General features: G+C 73.2%; 18 protein-coding genes. 14 read left to right on the top strand and 4 right to left on the bottom strand.

Annotated elements, in window-relative coordinates; all coding sequences use genetic code 11:
- The first annotated feature begins 109 nt into the window (after positions 1–109).
- From TOK_RS19960 to TOK_RS19895, 14 genes are all read left to right on the top strand, one after another.
- Positions 110–475, top strand: a complete 366-nt coding sequence (locus tag TOK_RS19960) for a YbaB/EbfC family nucleoid-associated protein (RefSeq protein WP_098959524.1) — start codon at positions 110–112, stop codon at positions 473–475.
- Entirely contained in the window at positions 472–786 is a 315-nt protein-coding gene (locus TOK_RS19955) for a hypothetical protein (protein WP_098959523.1), read from the top strand. The genes TOK_RS19960 and TOK_RS19955 overlap by 4 nt, the downstream gene beginning before the upstream one ends.
- Positions 783–1751: a hypothetical protein gene (locus TOK_RS19950; protein ID WP_098959522.1), complete on the top strand. Its 969-nt coding sequence runs from the start codon at positions 783–785 to the stop codon at positions 1749–1751. The genes TOK_RS19955 and TOK_RS19950 overlap by 4 nt, the downstream gene beginning before the upstream one ends.
- Before the next feature lie 82 nt (positions 1752–1833).
- Positions 1834–2511, top strand: a complete 678-nt coding sequence (locus tag TOK_RS19945; protein ID WP_098959521.1) for a hypothetical protein — start codon at positions 1834–1836, stop codon at positions 2509–2511.
- A gap of 44 nt (positions 2512–2555) precedes the next feature.
- Complete coding sequence (locus TOK_RS19940) at positions 2556–3326, top strand: SDR family oxidoreductase (RefSeq protein ID WP_098959520.1); 771 nt, start codon at positions 2556–2558, stop codon at positions 3324–3326.
- Between the two features lie 24 nt (positions 3327–3350).
- Positions 3351–3902: an orotate phosphoribosyltransferase gene (gene pyrE / locus TOK_RS19935; RefSeq protein WP_098959519.1), complete on the top strand. Its 552-nt coding sequence runs from the start codon at positions 3351–3353 to the stop codon at positions 3900–3902.
- A 270-nt stretch (positions 3903–4172) separates the two neighbouring features.
- On the top strand, positions 4173–4796 hold the full coding sequence (locus tag TOK_RS19930; RefSeq protein ID WP_098959518.1) for a hypothetical protein: 624 nt from the start codon (positions 4173–4175) through the stop codon (positions 4794–4796).
- A complete protein-coding gene (locus TOK_RS19925) occupies positions 4793–7201 on the top strand; it encodes an AAA family ATPase (protein WP_098959517.1) in 2409 nt (802 codons plus the stop codon). The genes TOK_RS19930 and TOK_RS19925 overlap by 4 nt, the downstream gene beginning before the upstream one ends.
- 88 nt (positions 7202–7289) lie before the next feature.
- Positions 7290–7946 carry an RNA methyltransferase gene (locus TOK_RS19920; protein WP_253258511.1) on the top strand — a complete coding sequence of 219 codons (657 nt, stop codon included), beginning with the start codon at positions 7290–7292 and terminating at the stop codon, positions 7944–7946.
- A 39-nt stretch (positions 7947–7985) separates the two neighbouring features.
- Positions 7986–9665, top strand: coding sequence for an ABC transporter ATP-binding protein (locus tag TOK_RS19915; protein ID WP_216362033.1), 1680 nt, complete (start codon positions 7986–7988; stop codon positions 9663–9665).
- Entirely contained in the window at positions 9662–11422 is a 1761-nt protein-coding gene (locus TOK_RS19910; protein WP_098959515.1) for an ABC transporter ATP-binding protein, read from the top strand. The genes TOK_RS19915 and TOK_RS19910 overlap by 4 nt, the downstream gene beginning before the upstream one ends.
- A 90-nt stretch (positions 11423–11512) precedes the next feature.
- On the top strand, positions 11513–12436 hold the full coding sequence (locus tag TOK_RS19905) for a pyridoxamine 5'-phosphate oxidase family protein (RefSeq protein WP_098959614.1): 924 nt from the start codon (positions 11513–11515) through the stop codon (positions 12434–12436).
- A gap of 59 nt (positions 12437–12495) precedes the next feature.
- Positions 12496–12942: a hypothetical protein gene (locus TOK_RS19900; protein ID WP_098959514.1), complete on the top strand. Its 447-nt coding sequence runs from the start codon at positions 12496–12498 to the stop codon at positions 12940–12942.
- Positions 12939–13994, top strand: a complete 1056-nt coding sequence (locus tag TOK_RS19895; RefSeq protein ID WP_098959513.1) for a glycoside hydrolase family 76 protein — start codon at positions 12939–12941, stop codon at positions 13992–13994. The genes TOK_RS19900 and TOK_RS19895 overlap by 4 nt, the downstream gene beginning before the upstream one ends.
- Before the next feature lie 9 nt (positions 13995–14003).
- Here the strand turns inward: TOK_RS19895 and TOK_RS19890 are convergent, their stop codons facing one another.
- The 4 genes from TOK_RS19890 to TOK_RS19875 are packed head-to-tail and all read right to left on the bottom strand — an operon-like array spanning position 14004 to position 16543.
- Positions 14004–14720, bottom strand: coding sequence for a DedA family protein (locus tag TOK_RS19890; RefSeq protein ID WP_098959512.1), 717 nt, complete (start codon positions 14718–14720; stop codon positions 14004–14006).
- A gap of 60 nt (positions 14721–14780) precedes the next feature.
- On the bottom strand, positions 14781–15467 hold the full coding sequence (locus TOK_RS19885) for a DedA family protein (protein WP_098959511.1): 687 nt from the start codon (positions 15465–15467) through the stop codon (positions 14781–14783).
- A gap of 28 nt (positions 15468–15495) precedes the next feature.
- Positions 15496–15933 carry a hypothetical protein gene (locus tag TOK_RS19880; RefSeq protein ID WP_098959510.1) on the bottom strand — a complete coding sequence of 146 codons (438 nt, stop codon included), beginning with the start codon at positions 15931–15933 and terminating at the stop codon, positions 15496–15498.
- 43 nt (positions 15934–15976) lie between these two features.
- Positions 15977–16543: a SigE family RNA polymerase sigma factor gene (locus TOK_RS19875; RefSeq protein WP_253258520.1), complete on the bottom strand. Its 567-nt coding sequence runs from the start codon at positions 16541–16543 to the stop codon at positions 15977–15979.
- Positions 16544–16853: the final 310 nt, after the last annotated feature.

Genomic DNA, 16853 nt, shown 5'->3' with positions numbered 1-16853 from the left:
TGGCGATGCTCGCCACGGCGACCACCGCCACTCGCGAGGGTTCACGACCGGAACCGATCTCCCGCGTTCGGCCACGGCGCCCGGGTTCCGCGTCCTAGCGTCCGCGGCCATGAGCACACAGGACCGCGCCGCCCCCCGCGACTGGCTCGACGGGTACCTCGCCCGCCTCGACGACGTCGCCGCCCGTGCCGAGCAGGCGAGCACCGAGATGGCCGCCGTGACCGGCACCGCCCGCAGCCGCGACGGCGCCGTCACGGTCACCGTCGAGCCCTCAGGCGCACTGCTCGACGTCGTGTTCTCGCCCGTCGCGTCGTCGATCACCAGCGAGCGGCTCGCGGAGCAGCTCCTCGGCGCCGCCGCCGCGGCCCGCCGCGAGGCCGCCGCGAAGGCGGTCGAGGCGGCCGAGCGTCTGTTCGGAGGCGACTCGGCGACGATGGACGTGCTCCGCGCCTCGCTGACGGGGCCGGCGCAGTGAGCGCCGCAGGGTTCGCGGTCGACGCGGACGCGGTCGACGCGCACGCCGGTGACGTCGAGGGGCGGGCGGGCCGGGTACGGACCGCGGCGAAGGCGGGCACCACGGTGGGGCCGGACGCGTTCGGCCTCGTCGGCAAGGCCATGTCCTTCTTCTTCACCGACCACGTGATCACGGCGTCGACGACCCTCACGACGACGCTCGACGACCTGGGCGCGGCCGGCGAGCGGCACGGGCAGGCGTTGCGCGACACCGTCGCCCGCTACCGCGACGTCGAGGCACGGATCGCCGCAGGGTTCGGTGGTCCGCGGTGACGGCCACCGAGATCGCCGATCGTGGGACGGCCGAGCCTCTCGTCGCGACGCCGGACGACGACACCGACTGGTACGCCGGTGCGGGTTTCGTGGAGAGCGGCGCCCAAGCGATCGAGGAGGTCGGCAGCGGCGACGCCACGTCGATCGCGGTGAAGGGCGTCATCGCCGGCATCGACGCGCTCGGCGTACTCACCGACCCGTTCGGCAGCCTGACCTCGGCCGGTGTGGGCTGGGCGATCGAGCACATCTCGTTCCTGCGCGAGCCGCTCGACGCCCTCGCGGGCGACCCCGACGCGATCAAGGCCCACGCCAAGACCTGGGCGAACGTCTCGAAGCACCTGAAGGTCGTCGCCGGTGACGGCGCGGCGGCACTCGACGGCGTCTCCGGCTGGGAGGGCGCCGCCGCCGATGCGTACCGCGCCCGCGCCCGCGAGTGGACGTCCGCGATCGCCGCCGCCGGCGTCGAGGCGGCCCGGCTCGCGAACGAGACGATGGACACCGCGGCGAGCCAGGCGACCGTCCGCTCGATCATCCGTGACGCCATCGCCGACTTCGTCGGCGGGCTGATCGGCCCGCTCCTGGCCGCCGCGGCGGCGTCGGTGGTCACGGTCGGGACGTCGCTGGTGGCGTTCGTCGCCATGGTCGTCGCGAAAGCGATCACCTTGGCGCGCAGGTTCGCCCACCTGATCGAGAAGCTCCTCGACACGCTCGGTCTCGCCTCCCAGCGCCTCACCGACCTGATCCAGCGGCTCGGTGAGCTCGCGCAGAAGGCGACGACGGTCAAGGCCGTGGCGTGGCAGCTGCGGCCCGACTTCGGCAGGTGGATGGGTGCGAACCCGTCGGGCCTGCCCCAGCCGGTCGTCGCGGCCGAGAAGAAGCTGGGCTCGAAGAAGGTCGGCTCGACACTCACCGACTTCGACGAGTCGGTGCAGGCGGAGCAGGAGAAGAAGGAGATGGCGGGCTGACCGGATGGTTCCGGCACGCCGAACGGGCGAGTGACGGCGCGTTACGCCGACGTCGGCGGCCTGCGCGGCTAGTCTCCGCGCCGTGGGCAACGCGTCGGTCTGGTTCGTCATCGCCGTGGTCGCGCTCCTGGCCGGGATCGGCCTCCTGATCGCCGACCGCACCCGCGGCGACGGGGGTACCCGGGACCGCAGGCGCTGGGCGGCACTGCGGGAGTGGGAGTTCGTCGAGAGCGATCCCGTCCTGCCCAGCCGCTGGCGCTACGGGACCATCCACCAGGGCGGCCCCGGCATCGCCCGGAACATGGTGAGCGGCAACGTCCCCACGCACCAGGGACCGCGTCAGGCCTATGTGTTCGACCACGAGCAGCACGGCCGGATCAGCTCCGTCCTCGCCGCGGTGCAGGTGCAGTCGCAGCTGCCCGCCGCGGTCGAGCTGCGGCTGCCGTCGGCACCCCTGCCCGACGACGCCGGCCTCGACCTGCTCGCCCCCGTCGGCGAGCGCTACGCCTTCGTCTCCGACGCCGAGGCCGTCAAGCCGCTGCTCACCCCGGAGCTCGCCGAAGCAGGCAACGCGGTCGGCGACGACATCGAGCTGCTGTGGGCAGAGGACGCCTGGGTCCTCGCCGCCGCGCCCGTCGACGCCACCACCGAACGCCTGCAGGACCTGCTCGCCGACATGGCCGAGGTCGCCCACGCCCTCGAGGAGGGCCAGGGTGCGGCCCGCCACCGCCTGAGCAAGCCCGACTCCGGCAAGAGCTGACCCGGGCAGGGACCGGTCACCGGTCCGCTGGTTAGGGTCGTCGCGTGCCGACCGCCCTGATCACCGGAGCGACCGCGGGCATCGGCGCCGCGTTCGCCGCGCGCCTGGCCTCCGACGGATACGACCTCGTCCTCGTCGCCCGTGACGAGGAGCGGCTGGAGGCGACGGCGCACCGGCTGCGCGGCCGTGGCTCGACGGTCGAGGTGCTGGCCGCCGACCTGGCCGACGCAGGTGCCCGCACCCGCGTCGCCGCCCGGCTGGCCGATCCCGACCGCTCGCCCGTCGACCTGCTGGTCAACAACGCGGGGATGTCGCACCGGGAGCGGTTCGTCGACACCAGTCCCGAGGACCTGCAGCACCAGCACGACGTCAACGTCACCGCCGTCATGCACCTGACCCGGGCGGTCCTGCCCGGCATGGTGGGCCGGGGCCGGGGCGCGGTCGTCAACGTCTCCAGCGTGCTGGGGCTGGTTCCGGGCCAGGGTTCGATCTACAGCGCCGACAAGGCGTGGGTCACCTCGTTCACCGAGGCGGTCGCCGCCTCGTCGGCGGGGACGGGGGTGCGGGCGATGGTGCTCTGCCCCGGGTTCGTGCGCACCGAGTTCCACGAGCGGGCGGGCATGAACGTGGGCGACCGCAGCGGACCGCTGTGGCTCGACGCCGAGCGCGTCGTCGACGACTGCCTGGCCGACCTCGCCCGTGGCCGGGTGGTGTCGGTGCCCAGCCGCCAGTACAAGACGATCGTCGGCGTCGCGGACGTGCTGCCGCGCGGGGTGGTCCGCCGCCTCACCGCGCGCATGTCGCGGCGTCGTTGAGCTCCTTCGAGAAAGGCACATCCATTGAGTGACTCCGACTCCGACCGCGTCCGCCTCGCCGCGCTCGTCCGCGAGCTGGGCGTGGTGCACGGCAAGGTCACGCTCGCGTCGGGTGCCGAGGCCGACTACTACGTCGACCTGCGCCGGGTCACGCTGCAGCACGAGGCCGCGCCGCTGGTCGGCAGGCTGTTGCGGGTGCTCACCGCCGACTGGGACTACCAGGCCGTCGGTGGCCTGACCCTCGGTGCCGACCCGGTCGCCGATGCGATGCTGCACTCCGCCGCGGCCGACGGAGTCGCCCTCGACGCGTTCGTCGTCCGCAAGGCGACGAAGGAGCACGGCATGCAGCGGCTCGTCGAGGGCCCGGACATCGCGGGACGCCGCGTGCTCGTGGTGGAGGACACGTCGACCACGGGTGGCTCGGTGCTCACGGCGGTGCGCGCGGTCCGCGAGACCGGGGCGGAGATCGTGGGCGTCGCGACGGTCGTCGACCGCGACACCGGCGCCAAGGAGGCGATCGAGGCCGAGGGGCTGCCCTACCGGGCGCTGCTGGGTCTCGCCGACCTCGGCCTCTGACCGGGCGCCTCTAGCCCGGACGGGCGTGGGCGGGCCCGGCGGCCCCTCCGCCGGGCCCGCCGATCGGGTGACGGACGGTCCTGCGCGCGTGGCCGAAACAATCGTGCAACCTGTTCGGCGCAGGTAACCGTCACTTTCGTGCCGAATACTCGGATTCGGTCACGAGAGGGTCACGTCGGGGGGAGCTCGATGATTTTCCCGCGCCTGCGAAGAGGATTGCGTAGAACACCCAGAAGGTCCGTTTTACCGTTCTTCTGCCTGGCCACGATCGTGGCCGCCCTCCTGGCCGGCTGCGGCGGACCCAGCGCGCAATACGTCACCAACAGCGCCGACAAGACGTATCTGAAAGTGCCCAACACGTGGCGTCAGATCGATCCGGGACAGTTCACCCAGGCCCTCGGCAGCCCGCCCGCGAAGAGCAGCGCCGACGGCACCTGGATCGTCGGCTACGACGCCGGCGAGAGCCCGGCGCTGCAGCACATGTTCGACGCCGACGTCGCCTCACCCGTCGTCCTGGTGAGCGTCGACGGGGTCCCCGCGAAGACCCGCGGCCAGATCAGCCTCGACCTTGTCCGCGACTTCCGGTTCCCCGTCTCCGACTCCGCCCGCCAGGGATCGATGCTCGGCGGCTCCGCGTCGCGGCTCAGCGACTTCCAGCTCCTCCTCGACGAGGTGCTCACTCCCGGCCACGGGGTCCGCGGCGTGCACACCGTCTTCGGCTACCGCGTCGACGGCGGGCCGCCGCAGGTGTTCGACCAGATCGGCTACATCAACGACGACGCCAGCAAGGTCTACGTGGCGATCGCCCGCTGCTCCCTCGACTGTTTCCAGAAGCGGCAGTCGGAGATCGAGGGCGTCGTCAACTCGTTCACCGTGCGGGAGGACAGCCCATGACGGCCCCCGACCTGACGAAACCCGGACCCGGCGCGGAGGAGACCCACCACGCCCCGGCGCCGGAACGGCCCGCCACCCGCAAGCCGCTGCCGCTGTGGAACCGCATCCGGCTGCTCCTGCTGTTCGCCGTGGCGTTCTTCGTCATCGTCTGGGCCGCGATGGCGGACAACCCGCTGATCTCCTTCGCGGACTCGCTGCGCATCCAGCTCCACCAGTCGCAGTGGCTGATCTGGCTGGCCGGCCTGGAGCTGCTGCGTCAGGTGCACTACGTCGTCGCCGAGCGCTCCGCCGGCTACCACCGGTTCTGGACCGAGAAGGTGTTCGGTGGCTTCGACCGGGCCGTGAGGAAGCGGTTCTCCGACTGGACCCGGTTCCGCCTCAGCCGCCTGATCAAGGTCGTCGCGTTCCTGGTGCTGTTCGCGTTCATCGCCGCCGCGATCCTGGAGACGTCGCCGATCCTCGCGGTGTTCCAGCTGCCCGCGCTGGTGTGGCAGGCGCTGCCGCTGATCCTGCAGCTGCTGTTCGCCTTCTTCTTCATCGCGTTCCAGTTCATCGGGCTGTTCTGGCTGCTGTCACGCGGCGGAGTCGACACCTACTACCCCGACGACATCAAGACCCGGTTCACCGACGTCTGGGGCCAGGACCACGTCCTCGACCGCATCCGCGAGAACATCATGTACCTGGAGCGGCCCGAGGAGATCGAGGCCAAGGGCGGCTACGTGCCCGGCGGCATCCTGCTCTGGGGACCGCCCGGCACCGGAAAGACGCTGATGGCCGAGGCCGTCGCCGGCGAGACCGGCAGGCCCTACGTCTTCGTCGACCCCGGCGCGTTCATCAACATGTTCATGGGCGTCGGCATCCTCAAGGTCAAGTCGCTGTTCCGGAAGCTGCGCAAGCTGTCCCTGCGCTACGGCGGCGTCATCGTCTTCTTCGACGAGGCCGACGCGCTGGGCAACCGCGGCTCGCTCGCCCAGGTCGGGCCCGGCGGCGGGCCGCGCGGCATGGCGCCGTCACCGTTCCAGGCCACCGGCTGCCACGGCTTCTCGTACCTGTCCGACGACACCCGCTCGCTGCTCACCCGCGAGGCGATGCGCTCGATGCCGGCGCCGGAACCCGAGCGGCGCAGCCGGTTCGTCATGGGTGGGGGCATGAACGGTGGCGGCGGTGGCGGCATGGGCACGCTGCAGGCGCTGCTCACCGAGCTCTCCGGCCTGAAGAAGCCGCGCGGCCTGCTCAACCGGTGGGGACGGCGGGTGCTCGGCATGCGGCCCAAGCCGCCGCCGAAGTACCGGATCCTCGTCATGATGGCCACGAACATGCCCGAGGCACTCGACGAGGCGCTGCTGCGGCCGGGCCGCATCGACCGCATCTACAAGGTCGGCTACCCGAGCAAGGCCGGGCGCATCCGCACCTACCAGGGCTACTTCGACAAGGTCCCGCACGAGCTCGACGACGAGCACCTCGACAAGCTCGCCACCATCACCCCGTACGCCACCGGCGCGACGATCAAGGACCTCGTCAACGAAGCCCTGATCACTGCGATCCGCGACGGCCGCGAGGTCATCACCTGGCGCGACGTGTTGCGCGCCAAGCAGCTCAAGGACCTCGGCCCGCCCGAGGACGTCGAGTACATCGAGCGCGAACGGCACGCCGTCGCCGTGCACGAGGGCTGCCACGCCGTCGTCGCCTTCCGGGTGCGCGAGCACATGGAGATCGACCTCGCGACGATCGAGAAGGGCTCCGACTACCTCGGCATGGTCGCCAGCATCCCGCCGGAGGACCAGTTCACCCGCTGGCGCTCGGAGTACGAGGCCGACATCCTCGTCTCCCTCGCCTCGCTGGCCGGGGAACGGATGTTCTTCGACGGCGACAGCTCGTCGGGTGTGTCCGGCGACCTGGAGTCGGCGACGACCCTCGCCTCCTTCATGGAGGGCTTCTGGGGCATGGGATCGACGGTGTCGTCCTACTCGACGGCGCGCCGACTGGAGGTCGGCAGCCCTGGCGGTGGCAAGGGCGCGCCCGGCAAGAACGAGCCCACCGAGGCCGTCCTGCGGCGGGCACTCGCCGACCGCATCGAGGACCACCTCGGCCGCCTGCTCGACCGGGCCGAACAGATCCTGCAGGACAACAGGTCCGCGGTGCTCGCGGTGGCCCACGCGCTGGAGACGCACAAGACGCTCTCCGGGGAGGACGTCGAGGCGGTCATGAACGGCACGGTCGGCCCGTCGGTCGACGGCCGCATCTACGGCGACGGGCAGTTCCTCGCGAGGCTGGAGGAGTACCACGCCGCCGCGGTCGGCGCGCACGTCGGCCACACCGGGGTGCAGCTCGCGCTGCCGGTGGTGCACCGGCACGAGGACTCCCCGACGACCGCCGCCGCGAACCCGAGGCCCGACGGCCTGTGAGTGCCGGGTGCACTCGCGCGGTGCATCCCGAGCAGGGCGGCCGCCGACCCGGAGGGGTGACGTCCACCTCGTGAGCGACCATGGGCGCGTGACGGAGCTCGATGACGCAGGGGCGACCGAGTGGGCCGTGCCCGGGCAGGTGGGGGTCGGGCCGTGGGCGGGCCCGCTGCCGGACGACCCCTGCTACGACCCCGAGCTGCTGGCGGCCGGCGACCGGCGCAACGTCGTCGACAGGTACCGGTACTGGCGTCGGGAGGCCGTCGTCGCCGACCTGGCCTCGCGCGCGCACCCCTTCCACGTCGCCATCGAGAACTTCGGCCACGACCACAACATCGGCACGGTCGTGCGCACGGCCAACGCGTTCGCGGCAGCGGGTGTGCACATCGTCGGACGGCGCCGCTGGAACCGCCGCGGCGCCATGGTCACCGACCGATACCAGACCCTGCACCACCACGGGGACGCCGCCGCGCTGCGCACCTGGGCGGGTGAGCGCGGGCTGCCGATCGTGGCCGTCGACAACACGACGGGCGCGGTGCGGCTGGAGGAGACGACGTTGCCGCGGGAGTGCGTGCTGCTGTTCGGGCAGGAGGGGCCCGGGCTGACCGACGTGGCGCGGGAGGCTGCGTCGACGCTGGTCTCGATCGCGCAGTTCGGGTCGACGCGCTCCATCAACGCCGGGGTGGCGGCCGGGATCGTCATGCACGCCTGGGTGTCCGCACACGCCGACCTGGGCTCGGCCTGGTGATCGAGGGAGTCCGGTTCGTCCCGTAGCCTCGGCCCCGTGGTGGGGGTGACGGGTGCGCGAGTGCTGCGCGACACCGTCCGCGAGGCCCGTCGAGGCCTGTCCGGGGCCGGGGTGCTGCTCGTCGGCCACCAGGCGGGCGAGGCGATGGTGCCGGTCCTGGTGGGTGTGGTGATCGACCGCGCGGTCGACGGCGGCGGCATCGGCGACCTGGTGTTCTGGCTGGCGGTGCTGGCCGTGGACTTCGCGGTGCTGTCGCTGTCCTACCGCTACGGCGCGCGGGTCGCGGCGATGACGTCGGTGCGCACCGACCAGCGGCTGCGGCTGCGGATCGCCGACCGGGTCCTCGACCCGCGTGGCGGCGCGGAAGCGGGCCGGCTCCCGGGGGCGCTGGCGGGGATCGCGGTGTCCGACGCGCAACGGGTCGCCGCGCTGGGGTTCGCGCTTCCGGCGGCGCTCGCGGCGGTGGCGGCGCTGGTGGTGGCGGCGGTCGCGCTGCTGCGCATCTCGGTGCCGCTCGGCCTGCTGATCCTGTTGGGAACGCCGCCGCTGCTGTTCCTCGTGCACCTGCTGGGCAAGCCGCTGGAGCGGCGCAGCGGGCCGGAGCAGGAGCGGGCGGCGCGCGCCGCGGGGGTGGCCGCGGACCTGGTGACCGGGGTCCGGGTCCTCAAGGGCATCGGGGCCGAACGCGCCGCCCTCGACCGCTACCGGCTGACGAGCCGCCTCGCGCTGGGGGCGACGTTGCGCGCCACCGGCGCCCAGGCCTGGTACTCGGGCACGGTCCTCGCCATGAACGGCCTGTTCCTCGCGCTCGTCGCGCTGGTGGGCGGCCGGCTGGCGGCGGGGGGTGCGCTGAGCGTCGGCGAGCTGGTGTCGGCGGTGGGACTGGCGCAGTTCCTGATCGGGCCGCTCGAGGTGTTCGGCTGGGTCAACGGCAGGCTGGCGCAGGCCCGGGCGTCGGCGGCCCGGATCGCGGCCGTGCTCGCGGAGCCTCCCGCGGTCGGTGGCGACGGCGAGGTCGAGCCCGCCGGGGGCGCGTTGCGGGTGCGGGGCCTTCGCCACGGCGCGCTGCGCGACGGCCTCGATCTCGACGTTGCGGCCGGCGGTTTCGTAGGCGTCGTCGCGACCGCCGACGAGGCGGTCGTGCTCCTGGACTGTCTGGGGCGAGAGACCGACCCGGAGCACGGCACGGTCGAGGTGGACGGCGTCGGGCTCACCGCGCGGTCGCCCGCCGCGGCGCGCCGGGCGGTGCTGGTGGCCGGTCACGACGCCCTGCTGTTCACCGGGTCCGTGCGCGAGAACGTGCTGGCCGCCGCGCCCGCGGGGACCGACCCCGGGCCGGCGATGCGGGCCGCGCAGGCCGACGAGGTCGTCGCCGGGCTCCCCACGGGTTCCGAGACGGAGGTCGGCGACCGCGGCACGTCGTTGTCGGGTGGGCAGCGCCAACGCGTCGCGCTGGCCCGCGCGGTGGCCGCCGACCCGGCCGTCCTCGTCCTGCACGACCCCACGACGGCCGTCGACGCCGTCACGGAGGCCCGGATCGCCGACGGGTTGCGCGCGGCCCGGCGCGGTCGCACGACGGTCGTCGTCACGGCGAGCCCGGCGCTGCTGGCCGTCGCCGACCGGGTGGTGCTCGTCGAGTCGGGCCGGGTGCGCGCCGACGGCACCCACTCCGACCTGCTGCGCGACGACGCCCGCTACCGGGAGCTGGTGCTGGGATGAGCGAGGACCGCGGCCGCACCCTGTTGCCGGTCGCCTCGGGGACGGAGGTCCGCGCGGCGCTGGCCGCGCTCGTACAGCCGTTCCGGCTCCGTGCGCTCGCGGCGCTGGCCGCGCTCGTCGCGGGGGCCGCGGTGAGCTTGGTGACGGCCCCGTTGCTCGGGCGGATCGTCGACCTGGTCGTCGACGGCCGAGGCCCCGATGCGGTGACGACGCCGGTGCTGGTGCTGGTGGCCGTCGCGCTCGTGCAGGGTCTGCTGGCGGTGCTCGGGGTGGCGCTGGTGGCCCGCGTCGGCGAGAACATGCTGGCCGACCTGCGGGAGCGGTTCGTCCAGCGGGCACTCGGGCTTCCGTTGCAGCGCATCGAGTCCGCGGGCGCCGGGGACCTGACGTCGCGGGCGAGCGAGGACGTGGCGCTGGTCGGCGAGGCCGTCCGGGAGGCGGTCCCGGAGTTCGCTCGGGCCGCCCTGACGATCGCGCTGACGCTCGTCGGGCTGGCCGTCCTCGACTGGCGGTTCATGGTCGCCGCGCTGCTGGCCGTGCCCGTCCAGGTGCTGACGGCCCGCTGGTACCTGCGGCGGTCGTCGCCGCTGTACGCGGTGCAGCGCCGGTACGCGGGCGCGCAGCAGCAGCAGCTGCTCGACACCGTCGGCGGGGTGCGGACGGTCCGCGCGCTCGGGCTGGCCGACGACCACGCACGCCGGGTCCGGTCCCGCACCGAGGACGTGGTGACGACGGAGCGGCGCGTCGTCCAGCTGCAGACGTCGTTCTTCGGCCGGCTCAACGTCGCGGAGTTCATCGGGGTCGCGGGTGTCCTGACGGTGGGGTTCCTGCTGGTCAGGTCGGAGACGTCGTCGATCGGGACGGCGAGCGCGGCGGCCCTGTACTTCATCAACCTGTTCGGGCCGATCAACGCCGTGCTGTTCCTGCTCGACACGGCGCAGTCGGCGGCGGCGAGCCTGGGGCGCATCGTCGGCGTGGTGGACCTGCCGCCGGCGCCTGCGGTGGCGGAGCCGCGCACGGCGTCGGACGGGTCGGTGCGGGTGAAGGGCCTCGGCCACGCCTACGTCGACGGCCACGACGTCCTCGCCGACGTCGACCTCGACGTGGAGCCGGGGACGCGGGTCGCGCTGGTGGGGGCGAGCGGTGCGGGGAAGACGACGTTGGCGACGCTCGTCGCGGGGGTGCACCGGCCCGTGCGGGGCGCGATCGAGATCGGCGGGGTGCCGCTGGACGCGCACGACCCGGAGCGGCTGCGGACCGCGGTCGCGCTGGTGACGCAGGAGGTGCACGTCTTCGCGGGCCCGCTGGCCGACGACCTGCGGCTGGCCCGGGCCGATGCGTCCGAGGCCGACCTGCGGACCGCGCTCGACGCGGTGGGCGCCACCGGCTGGGTGGACGCGTTGCCCGACGGGCTCGCGACGGAGGTCGGCAGCGGCGGGCACACGTTGACGATCGTGCAGGCCCAGCACCTGGCGCTGGCCCGGCTGGTGCTGGCGGACCCGCTGGTGGCGGTGCTCGACGAGGCCACCGCGGATGCGGGGAGTGCGGGGGCGCGGTTGTTGGAGGCGGCGGCGGAGAGGGCGCTGGCGGGGCGGACGGGGCTGCTGGTCGCGCACCGGCTGACGCAGGCCGCGGGGGCCGACCTGGTGGTCGTGCTGGAGGCGGGCCACGTGGTGGAGCGAGGGACGCACGAGGAGCTGCTCGCGGCCGGCGGCCGCTATCACGGATTGTGGGCGGCGTGGACGGAGCCGCGATGAGACGTACGCGACGGCGGGAAGGCGATCGCCACATCTAACGCTTACACTCTCCGTAAGCATTAGATGAACTGGGGAGGGACCGTGGCCACCATGCTGCACGCGGGACACACCGGATTCCACGAGGGCGAGATCGCCGTCCAGGAGCGGGCCGGTCTGCGCGCGGAGGCCGACCGGCTGGTGGGGATGCTGGCCCCCGCCGTGCTCAACGCCGGGGTCCAGCGGTTCCTCGCCGGGCAGACGTTCGTCGCGTTCTCCGCGCGCGACGCCGACGACCGGCTGTGGGTGACGGCGCTGACCGGCCCCGCCGGGTTCATCGAGGTCAGCGGACTCACGACGATGCAGGTCCACAGCGTCCCCGCCGCCGACGGGCCGCTGGGTGAGCTCGCCGCAGGCCAGCCGTTCGGGATGCTGTCGATCGACCTGGTGAAGCGTCGCCGTCTGCGCATCAACGGCGAGGTGACCGCCGCCGACGCGGCCGGGCTCACCCTCGAGGTCGACCAGGCCTACGGCAACTGCCCCCAGTACATCCAGCAGCGTGCGCTCGAACCCCGCGGGCCGGCGGCCGGCGACGGCGCCACGGTCCGGCGCGACAGCGTCCTCGATGCCGCCGACATCGACCTCATCCGCCGGTCGGACACCTTCTTCCTGGGCACCGCGCACCCCGGGCGCGGCAACGACGCGTCCCACCGCGGCGGCTCGCGCGGGTTCGTGCGCGTCGAGGACGAGACACACCTGTGGTGGCCCGACTACCAGGGCAACAACATGTTCAACAGCTTCGGCAACCTGCAGGTCGACCCGACCGCCGCGATGGTGTTCATCGACTTCGAGACCGGGGCGACGGTGCACCTGTCCGGCACGGCCGAGCTGCTGTGGACCGACGGGGAGGGCGACGACGGCCACACCGGGCGTCGGGTCCGGTTCACGGTCGAGAAGGTCGTCAGCGGGTCGGCGCTGCCCGTGGCCGCGGACGGCGTCGGCGCCTACCCGATGAACCCGCCACTCACCGACGCCTGACCGGCCGGCCGGGCGCGCGCCTGCGGCCCGTCGCGCACGGCCCGGCCTATCGTGGCGACGTGCCGTTCTGGAGGAGTGAGGAACGCGAGGCCCGGTCGGCCGAGGAGTGGAACCGGCAGCTCCTCGCCGAGGAGGAGGCGCAGCGCAAGCGTGCCGCCGAGGAGTTCGACGCCTCCCCCGTCGGCCGCGCCCGCGCCGCCTACGACGACGAGCTGGAGATGTACCAGTTCTCGCTGCCGCTGGACACCGTGACGGCGGTGCCCGTCGCCCGCGCCGACGACGGCGTCGTCCACTACGCGGCCGACGTGTCCGACGTGCTCGACTCCGTCGTCCGCGAGGGCTGGGAGCTGCACTCCTTCTCGACGGTGTTCGCCCTGCGCACGGCCTCCCTCGCGGGTGGCGAGACCCGCCGAGCCGACGTGTCGGGCGATCTCGTCGCCACCTACGTGTTCGTGCGCGAGGAGACGTCCCACGCACCCCTGCAGGTCCCGGCGGGCAGCACATGAGCGACTCCGTGTGGGCGTCGCGGGCGGCCGAGGCCGAGGCAGCGGTGCGGGCGCGGCACCTGCGCCGTGTCGTCGGGGTGGCACCGGGGACGCGGATCGGCCGGATCCGCTGGCCACGGCCCCGGTTGGACCGGCCGTGGCCGTGGCACTACTGGTGGCAGGCGCACCTGCTCGACTGCCTCGTCGACGCCGAGCTGCGTGACCCCGACCGGCGCCGGGCCGCCGTGATCGCCGGGACCGCCCGCGGCGTCCGGCTGATGAACCTGGGCCGCTGGACCAACGACTACTACGACGACATCGCCTGGTTCGGCCTCGCCGTCGAACGAGCGGGCCCCCTCGCACGGCACTCCGGCCCGAAGGCGGTCGCCGCCGTCACCGACCGGCTCCGCGCCGGCTGGACCCCCGACGGCGGCGGCGGCATCTGGTGGCGGCGCGCCGACGACTTCAAGAACGCCCCCGCCAACGGCCCCGCCGCGATCCTGCTCGCCCGCAGCGGGCGGCTCCCGCTCGCCGCGTCGATCGTCGACTGGATGGCCGACGCGCTCGTCGACCCCGACAGCGGGCTGGTCCGCGACGGAATCCGGCTCGCCCCCGACGGCACCGTCCGCGAGATCGCCGCGACGACCTACACCTACTGCCAGGGCGTCTACCTGGGCGCCTGCGTCGAGCTCGCCGACCGTGACGGCGACCCGCGCTGGGCCGAGCGCGCCGCCGCCGTCCTCGACGCCGTCGCGACGCACATGGCGGGCCCCGACGGTGTCGTCCCCGGCTACGACGACGGCGGCGACGGCGGCCTGTTCAACGGCATCCTCGCCCGCTACCTGGCCGACGCCGCCCGTCGCCGCCCCGAGCTGGCCGACACCGCCCGCCGCCTGGTGCTGGCCAGCGCGGAGTCGGTGTGGGACAACCGCGCCGAGGTCGCGACCGGCCCTGTCTTCGCCCACGACTGGCGACGCCCCGCCCGCATCCCCACCCCCGGCACCCCGGAGGCAGCGCTGTCGGTGCAGCTGTCGGGCTGGATGCTGCTGGAGGCGGCAGCGACCCTCGCGTAGCGGTGCGGGTCAGGCCTCACCCGCGGCCGGGCGGGTCTCAGCCTCGGCGGCGGCCCGGTCCTCGGGCAGCTCCGCGGTGTCGTCGACCGGGCGGCGCATCTCCTGGCGGTAACGCCACACCCCGAGCCCGGTGCCGACGACGAAGAACGCGATCGACACGACCACCGCGACGGTCTTGAGCCACGGCACCGAGTCGAGCAGGCCGGCGCCGTAGTAGCCGAGCATCAGCAGCGTCGGCACCCAGACGATCGCGCCGACGCTGTTGGCCAGCAGGAACTTGCGGTTGTCCATGCGGACCGCGCCCGCGATCATCGGCGCCAGCGTCCGGATCCACGGGATCCAGCGGGCCACGACGATCGACCAGAACCCCCAGCGGTCGAGGAAGCGCCCCGCCCGTTCGAGGTTGGCCTTGTTGAGCATCTTCCCGTCCTTGCGGGCGAGGATGCGGGTGCCGGTGTACCGGCCGACGAGGTATCCGACCTGGTTCCCCGCGACCGCGAGCACCGCGGCGACGGCGGCGAGGATCCAGGCGCCGCGCTCGTGCCCGTGCTGGGCAAGGACCACGCCCGCCGCAACGAGCAGCGAGTCACCCGGCAGGAACAGCCCGACGATGAACGCGCACTCCAGGAAGATGAACGTGAGCACGACGACCCAGACCGTGGCCGGTCCCGCGGATTCGAGCGGGCTCCACGCCAGGGTCGTCGTGAGGGCGGTCGTGGTGGTCACTGGTCTCCAGCATGGTCGCCGGGCACCGTCGTCGCAAAGACGATCAATGGGCGGGGATGATCAGCGGCGGGCGCGGTGGGCGGGGCCCGGGCGGGCGCGCCGTGCCCGGACGACCTCGATGATGATCGGGACGACCGAGATCAGCACGATCAGGATGAGCATCGCCTCGATGTTGTTCTTGACGATGTCGAAGCTTCCCAGGAAGTACCCCAGCACCGTCACGCCCGCGGCCCACGCCACGCCACCGATCAGCGAGTACGTGAAGTACCGGCGCGGGTCCATCTTCGCCACTCCCGCCATGACGGTGATGAACGTGCGGACGATCGGTACGAAACGTGCCATGACGATGGCGCGGTTGCCGTACTTGTCGAAGAAGCCCTGGGTCTTCTCGACGTGCTCGGGTTTGAACAGCCGCGACTTCGGTCTGTCGAAGATCGCTGGGCCGGCCGCGCGGCCGATCCAGTACCCGCACGCATTCCCTGCGAACGCCGCGACGACGAGGATGAGGCACGTCAGCCACAGCGGTGTCTGGATCGCCCCGACGTGGACGAACAGCCCCGCCGTGAACAGCAGTGAGTCACCGGGGAGGAAGAACCCCAGCAGCAGCCCGCACTCGGCGAACACGATCACCGCGAGCCCGACCAGCGCCCACGGACCCAACCACCTGATGATCGTGTCGGGCTGGAGCCACTCCGGGCCCAGTGCGAGCGTGGCGGTCGTCGGCAGGCTGCCGAGGAGGTTCGTCACGGTTCACGACGGTACCCGGCCCCGCGACTCACCCGAGCGGCGGTAGCAACCCCGGAACGAGCACGGACAGCAGCGCGAGCGCGCAGCCGAGGACCGCGCCACCCAGCAGGGCGACCGTCAGGGCCCAGCCGATCTGGTTCATCGGGCTGCGGGGAGCCGAGCGCCGGCCCCGGCTCGCCCCCGTGGGGCTCACCGCCTGCTGCGCCCACATGCCCGACGAGCCGTGGTCGGGCTGCGCCGTCACCGCGTAGGCCTGCTGCTGCATCGACTGCTGTACGGGCGGCAGCTGCATCGACTGCTGGGCCGGGGCGTAGCGGCCCGAGGCCTGCGGGGAGGGCGCCGGGGCGAGCGGCGCGGGCGGAAGGCGCAGCGGAGCCGGCTGCGGCGCGGCCGCGAACGGGTCCCCGTTGGTCTGGCCGGCGCGGGCACGCAGTGCTTCGGACAGCTTCCGCCCCGGGTCGTCCATCGCCGTCACGGTGCCGTCCTCCCTGTTCGCGGGGTTCTGGATCTCATCGGCCCGACGCGCGGGCCGCCATCACCTTCGCGACGGTGTCGAGCCCCCGGCTCGCCGTCGACTTGACCGTACCGCGGCTGATGCCCGTCGCCTCCGCGATCTCGGCTTCCGACATCCCGCCGTAATACCGGAGCACGAGCACCTCACGCTGCCGGGGCGGGAGCGTTGCCAACGCGTCGACGACGGCCTGGTGCTCGGCCGACAGCATCGCCAGCGACTCCGCCGACCGGGCGTTCACGCTGTGCGGGGGCACGTAGTCGCGCGCCGTGCGCCGGCGCCGCAGCACCGACCGCGACCCGTTGACGACGGCCGTGCGCAGGTACGCCACCGCGGCGGCCTCGTCGCGCAGCCCACCCCAGTTGCGGTGCAGACCCGTGAAGGCCTCCTGCACCACGTCCTCGGCGGTGGTCGGCTCGTCGACCAGGAGCACGGCGAGCCGGACGAGCCGGAGCCGGTGGTCGTTGTAGAGATCGGCCAGGGTGCGCGGCGGCGCGCCCGGTGGGGGCGGCGGCACCGTGGCGACGGGATCGGGTCCCGCGTCGATGCGGCGCAACCTGCTCAGTGTCTGCTCGACCGCGCGCTCACCCTCGGTCGGCGCATGCCGGCCGGTGGCGGATCCCGGGAACTGCCCATCGACGCCGTAGCGGTCATGGGGCTCGAAAGCGTGCTGGCTCGCCGTACTCCCCTCCCCGTTCACCCGCCGGAGTCTATCGGCGTGTGGATCCGGCATTGGCGGAGCCCGTCCTCGGGTACGCGATAATCGCCCGTGACGAGCGCCGACATGCCACGACGGCCGCCACCAGATCGAGAGGACGCCCCATGCCGATCGCCACTCCCGAGGTCTACAACGCCATGCTCGACGGAGCCAAGAA

The organism is Pseudonocardia sp. N23 (assembly GCF_002583555.1).
GTDB lineage: Bacteria > Actinomycetota > Actinomycetes > Mycobacteriales > Pseudonocardiaceae > Pseudonocardia.
Note: the sequence above shows the minus strand (reverse complement) of the source record. Positions and strands in the feature narration are given on the sequence as shown.

Coding starts and splice junctions, on each gene's coding strand:
- TOK_RS19880 (WP_098959510.1), bottom strand. CDS start 15,933: ATGGACGACCCGGGGCGGAAGCTGTCCGAAGCACTGCGTGCCCGCGCC.
- TOK_RS19910 (WP_098959515.1), top strand. CDS start 9,662: ATGAGCGAGGACCGCGGCCGCACCCTGTTGCCGGTCGCCTCGGGGACG.
- TOK_RS19905 (WP_098959614.1), top strand. CDS start 11,513: ATGCTGCACGCGGGACACACCGGATTCCACGAGGGCGAGATCGCCGTC.
- TOK_RS19895 (WP_098959513.1), top strand. CDS start 12,939: ATGAGCGACTCCGTGTGGGCGTCGCGGGCGGCCGAGGCCGAGGCAGCG.
- TOK_RS19960 (WP_098959524.1), top strand. CDS start 110: ATGAGCACACAGGACCGCGCCGCCCCCCGCGACTGGCTCGACGGGTAC.
- TOK_RS19925 (WP_098959517.1), top strand. CDS start 4,793: ATGACGGCCCCCGACCTGACGAAACCCGGACCCGGCGCGGAGGAGACC.